The 20,238-nt window shown below is 45.9% G+C and carries 21 protein-coding genes; 6 read left to right on the plus strand and 15 right to left on the minus strand.

Annotated features, from left to right (window positions below):
- Positions 1–21 precede the first annotated feature (21 nt).
- Positions 22–609, plus strand: coding sequence for a nitroreductase family protein (locus KU392_RS08390; RefSeq protein WP_169294472.1), 588 nt, complete (start codon positions 22–24; stop codon positions 607–609).
- A 156-nt stretch (positions 610–765) separates the two neighbouring features.
- Here KU392_RS08390 and KU392_RS08395 read toward each other — a convergent pair whose 3' ends face one another.
- The 8 genes from KU392_RS08395 to KU392_RS08430 all read right to left on the minus strand — a co-directional run bounded on the left by KU392_RS08395 (position 766) and on the right by KU392_RS08430 (position 10,685).
- Positions 766–3,147 carry a DUF3772 domain-containing protein gene (locus tag KU392_RS08395; RefSeq protein WP_217735071.1) on the minus strand — a complete coding sequence of 794 codons (2,382 nt, stop codon included), beginning with the start codon at positions 3,145–3,147 and terminating at the stop codon, positions 766–768.
- Positions 3,148–3,165: 18 nt separating this feature from the next.
- A complete protein-coding gene (gene mnhG, locus KU392_RS08400; RefSeq protein WP_169294470.1) occupies positions 3,166–3,480 on the minus strand; it encodes a monovalent cation/H(+) antiporter subunit G in 315 nt (104 codons plus the stop codon).
- Positions 3,477–3,758: a K+/H+ antiporter subunit F gene (locus tag KU392_RS08405; RefSeq protein ID WP_169294469.1), complete on the minus strand. Its 282-nt coding sequence runs from the start codon at positions 3,756–3,758 to the stop codon at positions 3,477–3,479. Before KU392_RS08405 ends, mnhG begins: the two co-directional genes overlap by 4 nt.
- A complete protein-coding gene (locus tag KU392_RS08410) occupies positions 3,755–4,243 on the minus strand; it encodes a Na+/H+ antiporter subunit E (protein WP_169294468.1) in 489 nt (162 codons plus the stop codon). Before KU392_RS08410 ends, KU392_RS08405 begins: the two co-directional genes overlap by 4 nt.
- Positions 4,243–5,880, minus strand: a complete 1,638-nt coding sequence (locus KU392_RS08415; protein WP_169294467.1) for a monovalent cation/H+ antiporter subunit D — start codon at positions 5,878–5,880, stop codon at positions 4,243–4,245. The genes KU392_RS08410 and KU392_RS08415 overlap by 1 nt, the downstream gene beginning before the upstream one ends.
- Complete coding sequence (locus KU392_RS08420) at positions 5,877–6,221, minus strand: Na+/H+ antiporter subunit C (protein WP_169294466.1); 345 nt, start codon at positions 6,219–6,221, stop codon at positions 5,877–5,879. The genes KU392_RS08415 and KU392_RS08420 overlap by 4 nt, the downstream gene beginning before the upstream one ends.
- On the minus strand, positions 6,222–9,149 hold the full coding sequence (locus KU392_RS08425) for a monovalent cation/H+ antiporter subunit A (RefSeq protein WP_169294465.1): 2,928 nt from the start codon (positions 9,147–9,149) through the stop codon (positions 6,222–6,224). It abuts the gene before it with no gap.
- A 219-nt stretch (positions 9,150–9,368) separates the two neighbouring features.
- Positions 9,369–10,685, minus strand: coding sequence for an anti-sigma factor domain-containing protein (locus KU392_RS08430; protein ID WP_217735072.1), 1,317 nt, complete (start codon positions 10,683–10,685; stop codon positions 9,369–9,371).
- 73 nt (positions 10,686–10,758) lie between these two features.
- Between KU392_RS08430 and KU392_RS08435 the strand changes: the two genes are divergently transcribed.
- Positions 10,759–11,550, plus strand: coding sequence for an SDR family oxidoreductase (locus KU392_RS08435; RefSeq protein WP_169294463.1), 792 nt, complete (start codon positions 10,759–10,761; stop codon positions 11,548–11,550).
- On the opposite strand, the gene KU392_RS08440 is transcribed toward KU392_RS08435, so the two are convergent.
- Genes KU392_RS08440 through KU392_RS08450 form a run of 3 tightly spaced genes read right to left on the minus strand, consistent with a single transcriptional unit; the run spans position 11,536 to position 13,316 of the window.
- The gene (locus KU392_RS08440) at positions 11,536–12,540 is read right to left on the minus strand and encodes a Bug family tripartite tricarboxylate transporter substrate binding protein (RefSeq protein ID WP_246587387.1); all 1,005 of its coding nucleotides are present in this window, start codon (positions 12,538–12,540) and stop codon (positions 11,536–11,538) included. The genes KU392_RS08435 and KU392_RS08440 overlap by 15 nt on opposite strands.
- Positions 12,541–12,573: 33 nt before the next feature.
- The gene (locus KU392_RS08445; protein ID WP_217735073.1) at positions 12,574–12,906 is read right to left on the minus strand and encodes a hypothetical protein; all 333 of its coding nucleotides are present in this window, start codon (positions 12,904–12,906) and stop codon (positions 12,574–12,576) included.
- Complete coding sequence (locus KU392_RS08450) at positions 12,906–13,316, minus strand: hypothetical protein (RefSeq protein ID WP_287811560.1); 411 nt, start codon at positions 13,314–13,316, stop codon at positions 12,906–12,908. Before KU392_RS08450 ends, KU392_RS08445 begins: the two co-directional genes overlap by 1 nt.
- A gap of 135 nt (positions 13,317–13,451) precedes the next feature.
- Here KU392_RS08450 and KU392_RS08455 point away from each other — a divergent pair, with 135 nt between their 5' ends.
- Positions 13,452–14,084, plus strand: a complete 633-nt coding sequence (locus KU392_RS08455; RefSeq protein ID WP_169294461.1) for a M23 family metallopeptidase — start codon at positions 13,452–13,454, stop codon at positions 14,082–14,084.
- A gap of 10 nt (positions 14,085–14,094) precedes the next feature.
- Here the strand turns inward: KU392_RS08455 and KU392_RS08460 are convergent, their stop codons facing one another.
- From KU392_RS08460 to KU392_RS08470, 3 genes are all read right to left on the minus strand, one after another.
- On the minus strand, positions 14,095–14,292 hold the full coding sequence (locus KU392_RS08460; protein WP_169294460.1) for a YgaP family membrane protein: 198 nt from the start codon (positions 14,290–14,292) through the stop codon (positions 14,095–14,097).
- 80 nt (positions 14,293–14,372) lie between these two features.
- The gene (locus KU392_RS08465; protein ID WP_211182322.1) at positions 14,373–14,702 is read right to left on the minus strand and encodes an ArsR/SmtB family transcription factor; all 330 of its coding nucleotides are present in this window, start codon (positions 14,700–14,702) and stop codon (positions 14,373–14,375) included.
- A 145-nt stretch (positions 14,703–14,847) separates the two neighbouring features.
- Entirely contained in the window at positions 14,848–15,936 is a 1,089-nt protein-coding gene (locus KU392_RS08470) for a site-specific integrase (protein ID WP_169294459.1), read from the minus strand.
- Between the two features lie 143 nt (positions 15,937–16,079).
- Between KU392_RS08470 and KU392_RS08475 the strand changes: the two genes are divergently transcribed.
- Genes KU392_RS08475 through KU392_RS08485 form a run of 3 tightly spaced genes read left to right on the plus strand, consistent with a single transcriptional unit; the run spans position 16,080 to position 19,491 of the window.
- Complete coding sequence (locus tag KU392_RS08475) at positions 16,080–17,153, plus strand: DNA-binding protein (protein WP_217735074.1); 1,074 nt, start codon at positions 16,080–16,082, stop codon at positions 17,151–17,153.
- Between the two features lie 52 nt (positions 17,154–17,205).
- Entirely contained in the window at positions 17,206–18,606 is a 1,401-nt protein-coding gene (locus KU392_RS08480; RefSeq protein WP_169294457.1) for an MBL fold metallo-hydrolase RNA specificity domain-containing protein, read from the plus strand.
- Between the two features lie 36 nt (positions 18,607–18,642).
- Positions 18,643–19,491: an LOG family protein gene (locus tag KU392_RS08485; protein WP_217735075.1), complete on the plus strand. Its 849-nt coding sequence runs from the start codon at positions 18,643–18,645 to the stop codon at positions 19,489–19,491.
- 28 nt (positions 19,492–19,519) lie between these two features.
- On the opposite strand, the gene KU392_RS08490 is transcribed toward KU392_RS08485, so the two are convergent.
- Entirely contained in the window at positions 19,520–19,948 is a 429-nt protein-coding gene (locus tag KU392_RS08490; protein ID WP_217735076.1) for a hypothetical protein, read from the minus strand.
- Positions 19,949–20,238 lie beyond the last annotated feature (290 nt).

Here is a 20,238-nt window from a genome sequence, read left to right on the forward strand (position 1 = left end):
AATATTTATACAGGTTATGCCATGAATGAAGCAATTAATTATCTTCTGAATCGTAATTCCATGAAAATGGTTACCGCTCCGGCTCCTTCTGACGAGGAGCTGGCACTTATACTGCAAACAGCCATGTCTGCGCCTGATCATGGTGCGCTTCGCCCATGGCGATTCAAGATTATTCGTGGCGAAGCCATTAAAAAGTTTGCCGATTTTTCCATTGCTTTAAAACAGGCCAGTGCCGAGCCATTTAATCCCGATAAGGAAGCGGCTACACGTCAATGGCTTGCGGAAGTACCCCTGATCATTGCAGTTGCTTGCCATATTGATTACAGCAATACGAAAATCAGTGAGTCTGAACGTATGCTGGCAACAGGCGCGGCTGTTACCAATATTTTGAATGCGACACATATGCTGGGATATGGTGCGTTCTGGAGTACAGGTATTGCCACTTATATCGATGAGTTCCAAACCGGGTTGGGATTTGATGCACTTGATTATCGGTTCATGGGCTTTTTGGCTATTGGTACCCCCAAAATGCCTGTGCCGCAAAAAGAGCGTTTAAGTTACGAGCTTTTTACCGAAGAGTGGACAGGTCCGATTACTGAAAAGAACTAATACTAAGACTAAGGGGGAATGCCGCGAGCTTAGATTATTCAGGCATTGCCCCTGTCACGCCAGACCATATCAGAATGGGCTTTATTCATATACAATTTTCTGACAGGTTCTTGATAAGCGGCATTTGGCTAATCAATAAACAGCACAGTACCTGTTTCAGTTCACATTTTCTCGTGTCGGGTTAATTTGTTCAATTTGCAAAGGCATGCTTAACAGGATGCTTTCCTGATGAAGCTTGTTGATTATTTCAAATAACAATTCGCTTTTGATACGTCCTGCCAGGCGCGGACTGATCACGAAGCAAGTCGCTACCATGATCAGGCTACCGCCTTCGATGCCATCAAGACGAATGTAGGGTTCCAGGCCCTGATCGTCAAGAACATCCTCGTTATTTTCAAAAATTGCCAGGATGATGTCCCTGACTTGTGCTGGATTGACTGACAGTGGCAGGGGAAGACGGATTTGCACACGACCTTCGCTTTTACTAAGGGTCATGTTTCTGACGGACTTGGTGATAAACTCGGAGTTGGGGACAATCAAAGTAGAGCGGTCTCCCAGTTGAATTTCAGTAGCCCTGACGTTGATGCGGCGAATATCACCTTCTTGTGTGCCAATAACCACCCAATCACCTACTTTAACCGGTCTTTCAACCAACATGATTAAACCGGATATGAAGTTTTGCACAATGGCCTGAAGACCAAAACCGATACCCACAGAAAGGGCACTGGCAATCCAGGTCAGTTTTTCAAGACTGATTCCCAGGGTGGATAACATGAGGCTTACGGTAATAATGGCCACAATGTAACCCAGAACGGTCACAATACTTAAGCGTACGCCCGTATCAATATTGGTATTGGGGAAATATTTACTGACAAGCCAGTTTTTAAGCAGGCGGCCAACAATAATTCCACCCAAAACGATCATGATTGCACTTAGCAGCATACCTGGCGTAATGAAATTTTGCCAGGTATGCAAAAAATTATCCAGCTTGCCATCCCGGTTAAATAAACCGGCCAGGCTGTTTCCAAACGGAACCAGCAAAACTATCACCAAGGCATAAAACAGCAGCAGCTTTGTCAGGGCGGACAAAATGGTGGATAGTTGATTCAGGAAATTGGGTGTAATGTCATATTGTTCAATCAGGTGTTTACCAATAAGCCCCTGGGCTGCGATACTGGCCTGGAATAAATCCTCACTGAGTTTAAATAAGATATAAAAAGTTGACAGGATGATGACATTCCAGAGCAGCTGGGTAATAAGGAAAGAGCCCAGTGCAACGAATCCAACGAGTGTAAATACCAATGTGCCAATAACAATCATCCAGCACAGAGTACGAAGAACATAGGGCCATACCGTGCCAGGCACCTTATTTTGCTCATTCTGATTAGCTTGGGGAGTAATCCGGTAATAGCGGGAAATTTTGCCTAAAACCAGAAAACCCAGCACCGCCATCGTAAGGTTTGAAATAACCCTGAGTCCCACTTCTGTACCAAGAGAAATCCCAACCTTTGAGCTGCTGATAATGATTGCCTGGTGAATCACAATGAGGGTGGTAATTAACCAGGGATAGGGTTTGAGCGCATGGACCAGGGTGTCGCTAAGCGGAGGCAGACGCCAGGACTGATGACGGACCGAGAATAATGCATTGCCCAGACCGGTGACCAGTGAAGCGAAAATGATTGTATAGATCAGGGAAACCAGGTATTCATGAATGTCCGGGCTGACAATCCCGTTCCAGTTAAGACCGGCATATAAAAAATACGTGGATAAACCAGTAATAATGACATTGTTAAGAATAATTCCAAAGGCAACCAGGGAACGTCGTGCCCGACCTGTCGGTATTCTTTCCATTGCAATCAGGCGAATCAGATTTTGCAAAAGACGGTTAAGCACAAAAGCGGTCATTAATGAAAGAAAAATGCCCGCATAAAAAAATTTTTTATTTTCCGGTTCAAGGGCTTTCACAAAAATAGCCAATACAGAATCTGTAAATTGCTGTACTCGAGGAAAATCCGAGGACCATGAGCGTGAAAAGCGTTCCCAGAATGACAAAGTAAGTGGAGATCTGACCCTTTCAAACAATTCAGCCTGAAACTTGGCCCTGCTTCCCGCCATTAATTTAAAGCTTCGCTGGTCGGCTTCACTAATCAGCAATTTGGCGAGTTTGATATTGGCATCCAGTCGTTCACGTTCTGTTTGCAAGGCACTGCGCTGCGCCTCAATGTCTTTTGCCTCAGGGGTAAGGGGGCTTTGCGATTCATCAGGTTTTGGGGTGTCGGCCAGGTTGCTTAACTTTGTATCAATGTCGGCAAGTTCCTGGGTTTTGGCATTAATAATTTGCTGCGCGCTAGCCTGGATGGCTTTTAATTTATCCAGTATTTTTTGAATATTGTCATTGTTTTCAATTGACTTGGGAAGTTCCGCAAGGCTTGCCTGGATCTCTTCAAGAGCCGGTGCTTTTTGCCCATTTTCCGCATAAACGCTTGTACTGAATGACAGGAAAACGATCAAAATAGACAGAATCAGTCTGGGCAGCATGGTATTTGAATAAAAGAGTTATTTTCCGATACGTTCCAGGCGCAGTATATAAGAACGCATTAACAGCATCGCAGTGACGGGGGAAGTAAGAAATAAAAAGACAACAATTAATATTTCGTGAAAGAAAACCCGGTCAGCCAGATGAAAAGAAACCAGTATAGACGCCAACAAGGTAAAGATGGCACCAAACGTGTTACCCAATGTAGGGGCATGAATACGACTTTTGAAATCTTCAAACCGGAGCAGTCCGATTGATCCAATCAAAGTAATAAGGCCACCCGTCACTAAAAAAACAGCAGCGGGAATTGCGATCCAGGCAGGAATATCATTCATGGCTCGATCACCTCACCACGCAGCAGGAATTTTGACAGCGCTGAAGAAGACACAAAGCCCAATAAACTGATGAGCAATGCAATGTCAAAGTACCAGGACGTTCTGTAAAGCATGCCCAGCACGATGATCAGCAACATGCCGTTGATATACATAGTATCAAGACCCAGCACCCGGTCTTGGGGTGTTGATCCCTTGACGAGTCTGATAAAGGCACAAAAAGTGGCCAGTGAAAAGCAGCAAATGGCAAAGTAACATGCCCAGGTCAATATCAAGTTCATTCAAATATCTCAATCAAATTTGCTTCGTAACGATTCTTGATGGTGTGAATCCAGTCGGACTCCTCTTTCAGGTTAAGAACATGAAGGCGCAGGATGAAATCATCTTCAGTCAGACCAGACCAGACCGTACCAGGTGTATAAGTGATAATGCACGATAAAATGGCCAAACCGTGAGGATCGCGGATGTCCAGTGGAATATTGATGAAACCTGGTGTTCGGTGAGCACTTTTTCCTTTCAGGATTAATATTCCCACCACCCAGTTGGAATAAGCAATATCAACAATAACCAGGCAAATCAATTTCAGGATAGTTAAGGTTTTTTTAGGGTGACCGTGTAAAGGCCGCAAGCGCTGTGATGCCAGAACAAGCCCTAGTGACAGTATTGAACCGAGCACAAACTGGCCGATTGTCAGTGCATTGGCCAACAGCATCCATATAAGCAAAAGAAATGCAGACATGGGAAACCAGAAAAAGAATTTTCTCATTAGTGTCCCCCTACCATGGTTTTGTTGGATGCCTGTGTAATCACTGCATTGATATACTGATTGGGATCATCAAGCGAACTTGCCGTTTCAGCCAGAAAATCCATGACAGGTCCGGCAAAAATTGAAAGCGCAATACAGCTTAGCAATAAAACACTAACGGGAATAGCTTCTCGAATACTAAGTTTAGGCGTTTGCAACGTTTCCGCATTCCAAAAAAGCCTTACGCCTGATTTACCCAGAGCAATGACAGTGGCAAGGCCGGATGCCAGCATGGCAATTACCAGTAGCCAGGCGCTGAGGGAAGGTCCCGATAACTTGTTATCGGTGAGTTCAAGTGCAGAAGACAATAAGGCAAACTTTGCCACAAAACCGGAAAACGGCGGCATACATGCAATCAGAATGGCGCAGGTAAAAAATGACAGACCAAGAAAGGCCAGTGCGGCTGGAATTGCGACACCAACAACGTCACCGGAATAATCGGTTGTTTTGTCCTCATCAAGGCCAAAAGCTTCAAAACTGACAGAAAGCACGTTGGAACCAAAGGATTCTGTGCGTTTGATCAACTCAACCAACATGAAAAAAGCACCGGTGGTAAGCACGGAACTGATCAGGTAAAAAAGGGAAGGACCTGTTAAAGTCACACCCGGCATTCCCAACGCCGTAAGCAGGGTGCCGGAAGACAGAATGATGCTATAGCCAACCAGTCGTCCTGTATTTTTTTCGGCCAGAATACCTAAAGTACCAAATAAAAGGGTACCCAGACCAATGGCGTACATCCAGTCGCCACCAAAGGCGGCAGGAGCTCCGGTGGGTAAAAGCAGGGAGCCCATTCTGACCAAAGCATAAATGCCTACCTTGGTCATGATGGCAAATAGCGTGGCAACAGGAGCACAAGCGGCCGCATAAGCATTGGGTAACCAAAAATTAAGTGGCCAGGCCGCTGCCTTGACTAAGAAGGCAATGCCCAGAATGGCACAGGCGGTTTCGAAAAGTTTGCGATTTTCAGCATCCAGCATACCGGCTTTGATACCAAGATCGGCCATGTTGAGCGTACCGGTAACCCCGTAAATAAGGGAGATGCTGATGAGCAGTAAAGAAGCGCCAATTAGGTTGACGGTAATGTAATGCAAACCTGAAGAAACTCTTCGGGAGCCAGAACCATGCAGCAGCAAACCATACGATGCAGCCAGGAAAATCTCGAAGAAGACAAAAAGATTGAACAGGTCACCGGTTAAAAATGCACCATTAAGCCCCATCAGAATGAATTGGAATAAGGGGTGGAAATGAATGCCAACCCGATCCCAGAACGCGGTTGAGTAAATAAGCGCACATATGCCCAGCACAATAGTAAGAACCAGCATAACCGCTGAGAGCTTATCCACCACGAACACAATACCAAAAGGGGCTATCCAGTTACCCAGCAAATACACGCCAATATCATTGTTCCAGTCGCTGGAAATATCGCCTGCTGTCATGAACAGCAAGGTTACTGCAACAGCAAACTGAATGGTAACCGACAGGAAAGCCAGCCCGGTAAGGGCCTTGCGACGGGAGTCTTTCAAAAGCAGCATGAGGGCGCCTGCCATCATGGGCACTGCAACAGGTAAAATGGGTAAATGATCCAACCAACCCATCATGAATTGAACTCCGTACCATCGACGTGATCGGTATTGGACAGCCCGCGCAAGGCCAGTAACACGACCAGATATAAAGCCGTTGTGGCAAAACCGATAACGATAGCGGTCAGTACCAGAGCCTGGGGAACGGGATCGGCATAATTGGAAACATCAGCAATCGTACCTGATTCAATGATGGGAGGAGAGCCAACAGATAATCGGCCCATTCCAAATATAAACAGGTTTACGGCGTAGGAAACCAGGGTAAGCCCCATAATGACCTGAAAGGTACGGGGTCTGAGCAAGAGCCAGATGCCCGAGCCGGCCAATACCCCTATGGCTAATGAGTAGATAATTTCCATTTAATTAACTCGATCTGAAAAATTCAATTGTGTCCCGGTTCCTGCTTTGGTTTCCGATTCGGCAACCGGTGCTTTACGATAGAAACGCAGGGACTGGTGAGCAAGGGCAACCAGCATAAAGGTTGTTGCGCCCACAACGAGTGCATAAACACCAATATCAAAAAGGATAACGCTGGAAAGATGCAGCTTCCCGATGACAGGCAAGTAAATATCCCAACTGATGGCTGACAGGAAAGGTTGACCTACCCACCATGCAAGCATGGAAGAGCCACCGGCAATTAACAAGCCAACGGAAATCCAGTACTGTGGCCGAACCCTTGAGCGTGTTTCAACCCAGTGAATGCCACTGAGCATATATTGCAGGATGATTCCGGTTGCAAAAATCAACCCGCCTACAAAACCACCGCCGGGCAGATTATGGCCGCGCAACAGGAAATACAATGAAATAAGGGTAATAACTGGCAGCATTAGCCTTCCCAGTACATTGGGAGCCAATAAAATACCTTTGGGCAAACTGTGCTCATTGGTGAGGCCATTGCCATCAATGGTTTGAATTTCATGACGGTTTTCAAGGGCGTGGATACTTTCCTGTGGCGGACGGAAGCGACGCAGCAGCGCATAGACGGTAATGGCCACAATGCCCAGAACACTGATCTCACCATAGGTATCAAAGCCACGGAAGTCGACCAGAATGACGTTAACTACGTTATTACCACCGCCTTCAGGCAAGGCTTTTTCCAGGAAAAAGGCAGAAAGACCCTCTGGTTTATCGCGAGTCAGCATGATATAGACCAGTGCAGACAATCCCAGTCCGCTACATATTGCAATGGCCAAATCACGGAACCGGCGAATAAATGACCGTAACGGTGTTATCTGGGACTCTTCAATGACACGACGTGGCAACCAGCGCAAGCCCAGCAAAATAAGAACAACGGTAACCGTTTCAACCACCAATTGCGTCAGCGCCAGATCGGGCGCTGAAAGCCATGCAAAAGTGATGCAGGTAACAAGCCCGGCTCCACCAGAAAGCACCAGGGCACGGAAGCGATTGTACTTGGCCAGATAAGCCGCTCCTATGGCGCAGGCACCACCAACGGTCCATAGAAGGGCAAAAGCCGGATCAAAAGAAAACGGTTCTTTTAAATGCAACCAATTTCCACCAAGCAGCGGCAGCATGCCGACCACCACGGTAATTACCACAATCCACAATACCTGTGGTTGCAAACGTTTGCTGGAAAACCATTCAAGCAGGATATAGGCAATGCTATCGATGCCATTCATGACGGCATCAAAAGACTTTCTACCATCAAAACGGTATAAAATCGGTGTCTGCCCGGGATATGAGCGAAACAGGGGTTTAAGCACATATAGCAGGGAAACACCACCAACCAGGGCCAGGATACTCATAACGAGCGGAAGGTTAAAGCCGTGCCAGATAGCCAGGCTATAAGCAGGCAAGTGGTCTCCCAGAATGGAGGTGGCCGCCAGTTTGAGCGTTGAGCCAATGATTAGTTCGGGGAAAACACCGATAAGAATACACAGCAGAACCAGAACAGCACTTGGAAAAAGCATCCAGTGGGGGGGGTCATGTGGTTTTCGAGGCAGATCGGTGGCGGGTTTGCCAAAAAACACCTGAATGATAAAGCGCAGGGAATAAGCAACGCTGAATGAACTTGCCAAAACAGCCAGGCTTGGCAACCAGTAACCGGCATAAGAGGTTTGGTTTACAAAGAGTGTTTCGGAAAAGAACATCTCTTTGGAAAGGAAACCATTAAGCAAAGGCACGCCCGCCATGGCGGCCGAAGCCACAATAGCCAGGGTGGCCGTGATAGGCATGGCCTTTCGCAATCCTGAGAGCACCCCCATGTCACGTGTTCCGGTTTCATGGTCAACAATCCCGGTTGCCATAAACAGGGAGGCCTTGAAGGTGGCATGGTTGATCATGTGAAAAATGGCGGCAATCAGGGCCAGTTCGCTATTCAGACCCAAAAGCAGGGTGGTAAGACCCAGATGGCTGATTGTGGAATAGGCCAGCACACCTTTCATGTCCTGCTGGAAAGTGGCGGCAAAAGCACCTATGAGCAATGAACACATTCCGGCACCGCCAATGATCCAGAACCACTGGTCGGTACTGGCAAGCACCGGCCAGAAACGGGCCAGGATAAAAACACCAGCCTTGACCATGGTAGCCGAATGTAGATAAGCGGATACCGGAGTTGGCGCAGCCATGGCATTGGGCAGCCAGAAATGGAAAGGGAACTGGGCACTTTTGGTAAGTCCGCCCAAGGCAATCAACACCAGAATGGGAATATACCAGGGGTGATTGCGGATCAGGTTGCCCGAAGCCAGTATTTCATTTAGTTCATAACTGCCGACAATATGGCCAATCATTAACATGCCGGCCAACAGGCAAAATCCACCTGCGGCAGTAATGGTAAGTGCCATGCGTGCACCGCGACGTGCATCTTGCCGGTGATGCCAGTAAGCAATGAGCATGAATGATGAAAGACTGGTCAATTCCCAGAATATGACCAGCTGAATAACGTTGCCCGAAAGAACGACACCGAGCATTGACCCCATGAATGCCAGGAAAAATGAAAAAAATCTGGGTACCGGATCGGCTGGGTCCATGTAATAACGGGCATACAGAACCACCAAGGCTCCCATTATGGTGACCAGAAGCGAAAATAACCAGGCAAAGCCATCCATTCTGAATGTCATATTGACGCCCATGGAAGGCAACCAGCTTATTGTCTGGACCAGTACCTCTCCGTTAAATACGGCAGGTGCGGCATAAATAACCATTCCTGCACAGACAAGCGCAATAATGCCAGCAAGCCAGGATTCCTGGTTTCTGGCATTATGAGGCAAAATGGCAGCCAATATACTGCCAAGGAAAGGGAGTACGACAATTAAAACAAGGGGCATTTGACAAGGGGATCAAAAATTGAATTGTTACAACCCTGATGATACGATATTTTCATATGTTACTTGTCTCAGATTTGCATAGAATTCAAAATATTTTTCGTATAAATCATTTTTCAGACAAAGTTGCAGTTATTTATAGAGATTTTCACGTTATTTGATGACGATTGTGATGAACTCATGACAAATCCGTTATTGCTCATGCCGCATAAGTGCTACTTATTAATTACTCACATCAACCAATCTACCTTGATACAAAATAGACCCGGTTGGTTTGCCTGAAGGGGAACCACCAGCCGGTTCAAGACTGATTTGAAAAAGTTGCCCGGGCTTCACTTTACCCAACATTTCCGGAGTAAGCGTGATAATGGCATTCGATTTAATAGCGCCCAGTGAGCGATAGTCGTTGTTGCCCGTGTCTGATTGTGTCCAGATTTCCATTTCAAGATTGTCGGCAATGTTTTGCTGAATCATTGGTTTGATCTGTGCGATGCCTTCCTGATTAACTTTTACCACCCAGGCAGGCTGGCTATTTTGCCCGGGCGCTGACAACACGGCAATCATTCTGGTCATATTGGAGGTGGATGGAAAAATAATCACAAGAAAAAGCAAGGCAGTCGCCAGTACCAGGCTGGATATTTGCCATAGTCTTAGGTTTTGGCTGAGTTTTTTGCTTAGTTCCTTGATGCGCGCCTGCAAACCGGAAAACCCGGACATGTCATGATCTTGAATGGCATCAAGAATGCCACCGACTTCCTCGGTGTTTTGCATGTTGTGCTTGATGCTGCTCCATAAGCGCGGATGCAAAGGCTGTTCGGGCAATTGATCCAGGTAATGGGTGAAGTGATCCTCCCAGATCAGGGCAATGCTGGCTGCGGTGCTGTCCTGATTGAAAAGCTGAAGTACATAACGTTCTTCTTCGCCGCTTAGCCCACCCAATACATATTCGCCAATTTTTTCATTATCAATGTGATAAGGAAAATTACCCAACTTTTTGGATAAATGACGCAAGCCCAATAAAATATTTTCCTTGAAACGGCCCAAAGGCATATTAAGCAGGGTGGCGGTTGAGGCTTGCTCACCTGAACTGAAATACATGTTGATCAAACAGCTTTGTGGCTCAAGTGGCAATTCTTCGAGAAAAGCATGAAAACCCGTATGTGGTGCGTGAGAAGCATGTATGTCGGCCTGCAAAAGACTAAGCGTTTCAACCAGTGCAGAATCCCTGTTTTGCAAAGTCGCCTGGATCTGTTCGTAATTTTGCTTGTACAGGACACCGATATGGTAGCGCAAGATGCTGTAAATCCATCCTTTGGCCGGACCGGCTTCTTCGTTATACGTATTGGCATTTTTCCAGATAGTGACAAAGGCACGCTGAACCGCCTGTTCCGCATAGTTTAAATTGCCAAAAATACGGAATGCCAAGGCCAGCATTTGAGGAGCATCGTGTTTATATAAGCTTTGTATGGCGCTTTTTTGTCCTTTTCCGCAGGCTTTTAGCGTCTTTTCATATTGAAAAGAAGTAGACTTGTTAAACATGTTCTTTTCCCAGTCTTTATATTTAAATTACCAAAATATTTTTCAAGTTTAACCTTAAAAACAATTTTATCGTATGTCTTTCAATACTGACACCCATTCCTATCTGAAACAATTTAATCTGGATGACAAGGTCACCTTCTTGACCGGCTCAACAAGAGGGTTGGGCCTTGAAATTGCCAAGGCAATGGCGCAAAGTGGTGCAACCGTGATCATCAATGGCAGAACACGGGAAAGTGTCGCTGAGTGTATAAAAAAATTGGCTGATGAGGGAATCACCGTGCGAGGGATTTGTGCGGATATGTCTGATTTTGCACAAATAGACGCTGCATTTGAAAAAATAACACAGGATTACGGTCGCTGCGATATTCTGGTTAATAATATGGGAATGCGCATTCGCAAGTCTCTTGCTGAAAGCACCTTGCCAGATATTCTGGCGCTCACTCAAGCTAATCTGACTGCAGCCGTTTACACTTCCAAGAAAGCGGCCGAATTAATGACTAAAAACGGTTTTGGACGAATTATTTCCATGACATCCATAGCGGGTGAACTGGCGCGTTCTGGTGATGCTGTATACCCGGTAACAAAAATGGGCCTGACCGGCTTAATGAGGTCTCTGGCCGTGGAATATGCCCGCCAGGGCATTACCAGCAATGCGATTGCTCCCGGTCCTTTTGCTACTGAAACCAATAAATCCCTGGCCGAAGACAAAGTAAAAGGTCCGGCTTTCGTGGCTCGGGTACCCATGCAGCGCTGGGGCAAGCCCGAAGAGATCGCTGGCGCGGCGGTTTTTCTGGCTTCGGGCCTTGCTTCTTATATCAATGGACAAGTTATTACCATTGATGGTGGGATGTCAGTTAATTTTTAAATCGAGTTTTTTAATCAGCGGCTCCCAGCGAGCTTTTTCCTGCTTCATGTACTCCCTGAACTGCTCGGGTGTACCTGGAATCGGGTCCATATACTGGGCCTGCAACTTCTCTTTTACGACAGGGTCATTCAGTGCGTCAACCAAGGCATTGGCCAGTTTGTCCTGTATGGCTTTATCCACTTTTGATGAAATAATAAAGCCTGACCAGGCTGAGCCTTCAATGCCCGGTACGCCCGCCTCTGAAACAGTGGGGATCTCGGGCAGGGCACTGACTCGTTCTGCCGTTGTTTGAGCCAAAGCGGTTAAGCGGCCATCATTAACCAGTGGCAGCACGGCAATGGGGGCCAAAGCGGTAAACTGTGTATCGCCCGCCAGTAAAGAATTCATGGCATTAGGCGAAGAGGCATACGGCACAGCCGTTGCGACACCATTGAAAGCCTGCAGCATCAGCTCCATGGATAAATGAGAACCTGTGCCAGTACCTGGTGTGGCGTAATTGAACTTGTCCGGATTTTCCTTGATTCTATCAACCAGCTCCTGAAGGTTTGTGATGCCTGAATCACTTCGCACGGCAATGATATTGGGCTGTGTGACTGCCATCGTAAGCGGAGAGAGGTCTTTTTCCGGATCGTAGCTTAAGTTATTATAAATAAACGGGTTGTTGACCAAGGGGCCGGTAATTGAAATGCCAAAGGTATAACCATCGGGTTTGGCATGTGCGACGGCAGCTGTACCTATATTGCCGCCAGCACCGGGCTTGTTGTCAATGACAATGACCTGTCCCAGTGTGCCGGATGCTTTTTCTGCCACAATGCGTGCAATCTGGTCCGGGGTTGATCCGGCCCCAAACGGTACGATAAGCTTCAATTCGTGCTCGGGCCATTTGGCGGTATCGGCAAGGACGGCAGATGAACCGGAAAATCCTATTGCTGCCAATGCAAGCAGTGGCAGGTTTTTTTTAATCAAATGAACAAGTCCGATGTTTGACAATGTAAATCTCCTTGGTAACTGTGAGGTATGGACTTAATACTTCCCCATTAAAATGTCGAAGTATTTTTCCATTAATTCGGTACTTTGATTATCTGGGTAAATCATGTAGCCTTTATCCCTGACTGCTTTGTATTTTTCATAAGGGATACTGCTTTCCAACTCGGCAAAGCGTGATTCACAGACAGGGAACAGGTCCTTTTCGGCGGGTTCTTCCTGGTATTGCAATACATATTCCCGGGTCATGCAAAAAATAATGGCCTTTTCTCTTTCATGGTTGGGATAGGTTTGTTCTTGCGCATGAGTGGCTGTCATGATGAGCGCAGCGCCAAGCAGGGTACATCCCATGTTTATGAGCATTTTTATCATTATTCCAGTTCTCCGGCATCTAGCCCAAGCATGATTTGGGATGTGGTGGCAAACGTTTTTTTGTCTTTGGGAGAAAGACTGTTGTAGACATCCTCTAGGATGTATTTCTGGCGATATGCCCGCTGAAAGCTTTCGTACAAATGGGTTTGCTGATCCAAATAATCGGCAAGTGGCACTTTTTTAATGAATTCCCCATACCTGAATTCACACAGTCTGAGAGACTCGGAGGCATCAAGTGTCTTATTGTCTTCAATGACCACATTAGTCTGGCCCGACAAGATGCCTTCCATGCACAAAGAAATCAGGTCTGTTTTTATTTCAGGCGGATAAGGTTCTGGAGTGCAGCCTGACAGGACAACAGTACCAAAGACCAGGGCAATGAATGGTTTTACGGTTTTTATCAATTTCACGGTTGGTTTTACCCGGAATGTCTACTAATATAATAGGGATGAGTGCGATTATATAGCGATTGAACGCAACGAAATGTTCATTATTGCTTATGCCTGCTTTATTGTGCCTTGAATCATTTCACACGGATTATTCTATTGAATAAATTTTTGCTGCTTTTGTTGCTGGGTCTGCCACTGGGTGTCTTTGCCCAAAGCAGTACCGATATTGATCTGAGTGATATTCCAGAGCTGGATAGTGACGTCATTGTCATGGGAGCCTGTGACCATTGCGGCAAGAATATAACCCTGCAAAGTCTGATGACCAATCCGTTGCCGGATGCGAGATTCTCCTCTTCATATGGCTGGCGAATGCATCCGGTTTTTCAGGAAATGCGCTTGCATACGGGAGTTGACTATGCTGCGCCGGCAGGAACGCCTGTTACGGCCATACAGGCGGCCAAAGTGGTTTACCTGGCTAACCGCGGGGGATACGGCAAAACCGTAGTGCTGAAACATGATAATACTTACAGCACGCTTTATGCCCATCTTGAACGCTATGCCCCCGGACTGGTTCTGGGTTCGTATGTAAAGAAAGGGGATTTAATCGGTTTTGTGGGATCAACCGGTAACTCCACCGGGCCGCACCTGCATTATGAAATCAGAAAAAATGGGCAGCCTGTGGATCCGTCCAGTGGCAAAGTGATACCGTTGCCTACGGTCGTAAAAGTAAAAGGACCGGGCATTAGCATTAAACAAAAAAATGCCCGAATCCGAACCATCTTGAAATGAACAGGCGTAATTATTTTTTACTCAGTGGACAAGCGGTCTTGACGCCAATGATGGCATAAAGTGGACAATAACTAATAAAGCCGGTTACCAGGGGAATAATGCCCAGGTAACCCCACCATCCGATTGTTCCGGTAATCGCCAGCACAATCAAAACCACGCCCACGATAATACGCAAAAGTTTATCGATACCGCCAACATTTTTATTCATGATAAAGCCCTTTTGATGGATTAACAAAAAACTGACAATTGGAAATTATGTTGAACACAAGCAATGACATGGAAAATGCCTTAGGATGAGGCCGTATCATTGCAGTATAAGCGGTGCAATGTTTCAAGCATGGCAACGGCTTTTGGGTCTGCCAGGGAGTAGTAAACATTTCTGCCTTCCTTGCGTGTTTGTACCACCCCGTTTTTTCTGAGAACCGTTAAGTGTTGCGAAAGATTGGGTTGATGAATGTCCAGTAATTCTTCAATCTCGCCCACTGTTTTTTCACCCTCAAACAAATGGCAGATCATGAGCAAACGGTCTTCATTAACCATGACCTTAAGCAACTTTATGGCTTCAGTAGCGCCTTGCCGCATGGCAAAGGACATATCCGTAGTAAGTGTTGTGTTCATAATTTCAATCTAAGATGGTTAACATTATATACTCAAATATAATATTAATAAATATAATATTTAAAAAGAAGATTTGATTTGGCGCAAACAGTTGAGAGACCACAGCGTACATTTAGTTCAGATTTGCCGTTCAGATTCTGAAAAACTATTCAGCCGGACTATCAAACAATTTAGAGGCCTTGCTTTCCAAAACATTTCCCTCGCGATAATACCTCATTAAGGTATTAATATTTTGGTGACCGGTCATTAACATGGTTTCGGCAATGGGAATATTTTGCCTGGCTGCCTCGGTCACAAAGCCCGATCGCAGTGAATGCGCGGAATATTCTTCACTTAATCCAGCCTGTTTGCAACGGGATTTAATAATATTGTTCACCGAAACCGGGCTGAGTTTTTCACCGATAGCCCCACCTTTGTTAACTTGCCTGAAAATATAACCATTTTTTATCTGGCTGGCGGCAATCCAATTGGCCAGTGCCTGGGCGGCCTGACCGGAAACCGGCTTATAGGCATTGGCGGATGCCTGTCCTGTCTGATTGGTTTTTGAATATAAAAGCAAATATAAGTAATCTCCCGTCTCGGGTTTATGGATGAGTCTGTCAAAATGGGCATCCGATACCTCGGATCTGCGTCTTCCGCCGCTGGCCCAGGCGAATAATATCAGGGCTCTATCCCGCAGGCCTTTAATCGAGTCGTCACAGGTTTCCAGCAACTGGGCAAGCGGTTCCTTGGTAAGTGCCGGGCGCTGGACGGAATGCATGCCTTTTTTTGCATAAGCTTTTTGTGTTTTGCCAATCAACTCCTGTACGCGAGGATCTTTACAGGGATTCGGACTGGCAAAAGCAATTTGGTGTGCCTTGGACAAGACAGCCAGGCGATGCAAAAGGGTGGCTATTGAAAAGTGGCCCCGTTGCGCCTTGAATTTGTTTTCAACCAGAAATACATCGAGCTCGGCGGGCAAACCAATGGTGTCACCTGTTGGGGTATGGCGCACGGCATGATCAACAATAAATTGCAGCACCACGGGTACTTGCAGGGGAAGGGTGAATGCCTGGTTATAACGCATTCTGTACCAGACGGCCCAGTATTTCATGGCGCTTTTGTAGCTGTTCCGCGTATTTTGAGACTCACCTTCAGACACGATGTCGGCAATTGCCTTTTGGGTGGCTTCATGCAATGAGGTGGGATCCAGCAATGGCAATTGGTTCAGCAATTTAAGGCTTTGTGTGGGCATAAACACCATTTTGACGTAAAAACATTGGGTAAATTCCATATTTGTAATATATAATATGTATTATGTATTGTATATTACAAATAAATCAAATAGCTTATGATAATTTTTACTTATCGAAAGCTATATTCTAAAGTGTATTCAAAATGATGCAATTAAAAAGTTCAGGGCGTGGAATTCAACAGGAAGATGTCTGGAAAGCGGCAGATGAATTGTTGCTTGAGGGGCAGCGGCCAACCATAGAGCGGATCAGGTTAAGAATAGGGCGGGGTTCACCCAATACCATCAGCCCCATGCTGGAAAACTGGTTTGCCATCCTGGGCAAACGCATTAATGGAACGTCCTTTAACCAGAAAAACACAATAACAGCCCCCGAACCGGTCGAGCAGACCATACGGCATGTCTGGGCGCTGGCTCTTGAACAGGCCACAATAATCGCCAAAAACTCGGTTAAAAACCAACAGGAAGAAAACGAACGGGCAAAACAAATACTGGATGATGAAAAAAAGGCCTTTGAACACAGTAAACAATTGCATGAGGCAGCCTTAAAAGAACAGAAAAAGCTATTGGCCACGATGGCCGCCCAACTGCAAGACACAAAGAACATCCTGGCACAAAGAAACCGCGAATATGAAAGTCTGAATAATGAAGCAGGGCGTTTGAAAATTCAGATTGCCGACTTGCTGGTAGAAAACAAGGCCCAGCAAGAAGCGGCAGAGCAGGTGTTGGAAAATGCCAATCAGCAACACATCAAGGAAAGGGAAGGGCTCGAAACCCGTTTCAGGTCGCTGGAATTGCGTTCAGTCAGTGAAATTGATCGTGCCCGGCAGGAAACAAAACTGGTTCAACAAAAGCTTGAACAAAGTCTTAAGACACAAAAGCAAAACGAGCAAGCGTTAAAAAACCAGCTGGAAGAGGCGCATGAAAAATACCGTCAATTATCACAGCTTAATGAAACAGTTCGTCTGAAAATGCAGGCAGTTCAAGATGAATACCACGTGCTTGTTACGCAATTTGAACAATATAAATCCCAGAACGAGCAACGGTTTGAACTGCTGAAAAAAGAAAACGAAACACTGACAAACGCATTGGCACAACAGCAACAAAACCTTGAATTACAAAAGGAAATGGCGCAATTACTTGAAAAAATAAATGCGTTAGCTTTAACCGAAAAAGATCATGAGAAGGATAAATCCGATAAAAGCAGCTTGAATAAGTAAAGCTGCAAGACTATGATCATTAACGTTGTAGACCAATACGAGTAGGCAAAATATGAAAATCAAATTCCTGGGTGCAGCCGGCGAGGTAACCGGTTCCTGCTTTTTGGTGCAAACCGGTAATATTCAGTTTTTGGTTGATTGCGGCATGTTGCAAGGCGGTCGTGAAGCCCCCATCCGGAATCGGCAACCCTTCGACTTTGATCCCCACGAGTTGGATTTTGTGCTGCTTACCCATGCCCACATTGACCATAGCGGCATGCTGCCAAAATTGATAAAAGACGGTTATTCGGGATATATATACACCACCCGGGCAACGGCCGACTTGCTTGATGTTCTGTTACCTGACAGCGCACACATACAAGAAGTCGATGCCGAACGGGCCAGTCGCAAACCACGTTCACGACAAGGCAGGCATTACGGGCTCACTACCCCCATCTACTACATGGCTGATGCACTGCAAACGCTTAAGCATATAAAAGAAATTGGATACGAAAGCATCATAGATCTGGCGCCTGGCATAAAATGTCGTTTTCAGGATGCCGGCCATATCCTGGGATCCGCCATTATTGAAATCTGGATTACCGAGGATAACATTACCCGTAAAGTCGTGTTCAGCGGCGATCTTGGCCAACCAGGCAGACCCATTTTACGTGATCCAACAATCATTGAAGAGGCGGATATCCTGGTTATGGAGTCCACTTACGGTGACCGGCCTCACCGTACAAGCAACTCGACGGAAGAAGAAATCGTTGATATTTTCAAACGGACTTTACCCAAGGGAAATGTTATTATTCCCGCTTTTGCAGTGGGGCGAACCCAGGAAGTCATTTACCAACTACTGCAATTGGCACGTCATGACAAAATAAATGATCTCAAGGTTTTTGTTGATTCCCCGATGGCAACCAAGGCAACGGCCATTACCATGAAACATATGGAGCTGTTTGACGAGGAAGCCAAAAAAATGTTGACCTGGCAGGAAATCGGTACCGAATTACCCAATCTTTATTTCACCGAAAGTGCTGAAGAGTCACAACTGCTGAATAAAATCCGTTCAGGTGCGATTATTATTTCTGCCAGTGGTATGTGTGACGCGGGCCGCATTAAGCATCATTTGCGCCATAACCTGGGAAGACCAGAGTGCGCCATCATGATTACGGGGTTTCAAGCCATGGGATCATTAGGCCGTCGTCTGGTTGATGGCGTTAAAAAAGTGCGTATTTTTGGTGAGGAAATCAATGTCAGGGCAACTATTCATACTATCGGGGGACTGTCTGCCCATGCTGATCAGCCGGCCCTGTTGAACTGGGCCAAAGGGTTTAAAAAAGCCCCAAAACATATTTACCTGGTCCATGGTGAACCCAATCCCGCAGAAACGCTGGCGAACCGGCTGATGGAAGAATTGAATTGGAATGTACATATTCCCAAAAGACAGGAAACGATTTCATTCAATTAAGACTAACACTTAAGGTTAACTGAACTGTAATAACACATGATTGATTATGAAAAGCGCAAAGCGCTGCAAAAAAACATAAAAGAAGGTGTCACCTACCGGCTTGCCCAGGAAGACCTCGATTTTCTGGCCAGTGATGAACTGCGTGGCCAGCGCCTGGAACTTGAATACCTCAAAACAGACAAGATACTGAATGAAAACTGCATACGTTCCACGGTTGTGGTATTTGGGAGTGCGCGCATAAGCTCACCCGAAGAAGCCAAAAGCAAAATGGAACAAATCGAGAAAATGCTTGATGGTTCACCGCAAGATGAAGTCATGCTTAAGGCTCATAAAAGGGCAGAGCGCAACCTGCGAAATGCACATTACTATGAACAGGCCATCCGTTTTGCAAAGATGATTTCAGAACACTTTCAAAAAGAGGGCGTATGTGATTATGTCATTATGACAGGTGGTGGTCCAGGCATTATGGAAGCGGCCAACCGAGGGGCTTATGAAAGCCAGGCACGTTCAATAGGCCTGAATATTACCTTGCCTTATGAACAAACCCCCAATCCTTTTATCACGCCTGAGCTGGCTTTCCGGTTTCATTATTTTGCCATCCGGAAAATGCATTTTCTTGTCCGGGCGAAGGCATTGGTTGTTTTTCCCGGTGGGTACGGAACCATGGATGAGCTGTTTGAGGTATTGACTTTAGTGCAGACCAAAAAAATGGATCCCATCCCAATCATCCTGTTTGGCTCCGAATTCTGGAAACGAGCCATCGACTTCGAGTTTCTGGTTGACGAAGGCATGATTAACGAACACGACCTGGCCTTGTTCAAAATGGTTGACTCCATCGAAGAAGCTTTCATGATGCTGCAACGTTTTCATGCAGAACATATGTAAAACAGTCGTGTGAGTTTAAGCGCTTATATTAGTACTGGCATTCGACATTTCCATCAACCCGGTTATTGCCGCCTGAAAGGCGGCTACCCTGACCACAAACAATATTGCCATCAACGGTCGTGTTTTTCACGGAAAATGAGGGTGTATGGGTTTTAGCTTCTATATTGCCATCGATACGGCTATCAGAGATTTGAATCTTGCCGGCTTTTTTTGAAATCACGTTACCGTCAATTTTTGCATTTTTAAGTACCAGCGTGGCACCTTGAAAGACTTCGATATTGCCATCAACACGGGTTCCATTCAGGTTGCAGTGAGCGCCTTGGGGCACTTTGATATTGGCGTCGATTTGCTTATTGCCAATAGAACCCTGACAAGATAAATCATCCGCAAGGGCGGGTTGCATAAAGGCGGTTAAAGCGGCGCAGCTTGCCAATAATACTTTCAAGCGTGAATTCATATCTTTACCTATGAGTTGTATTGCTGATGATCAAGCAAAAGTGCATTAAGCAGCAATCAGCAAATAAAAAAGACCATATATTATATAAGCAAATATGTTACCAACCAATGACAGAGGTTTTAGTCATAGGTTATAAGCGAATGGGGGAATGCAATCATGCATAAATCATTTACTTTACATAATATACATTATGCGAACAACATGACTACCAAAATTCAAGTGATGTTTAGAGTCTCACCGGGTAAAAACTCTATCGTTTATTTGTTACAATGCCGTGTGGAATAAGCTGT

Origin of the sequence: Advenella alkanexedens, from assembly GCF_019132845.1 — a bacterium.
GTDB classification, from domain to species: domain Bacteria; phylum Pseudomonadota; class Gammaproteobacteria; order Burkholderiales; family Burkholderiaceae_B; genus Advenella; species Advenella alkanexedens.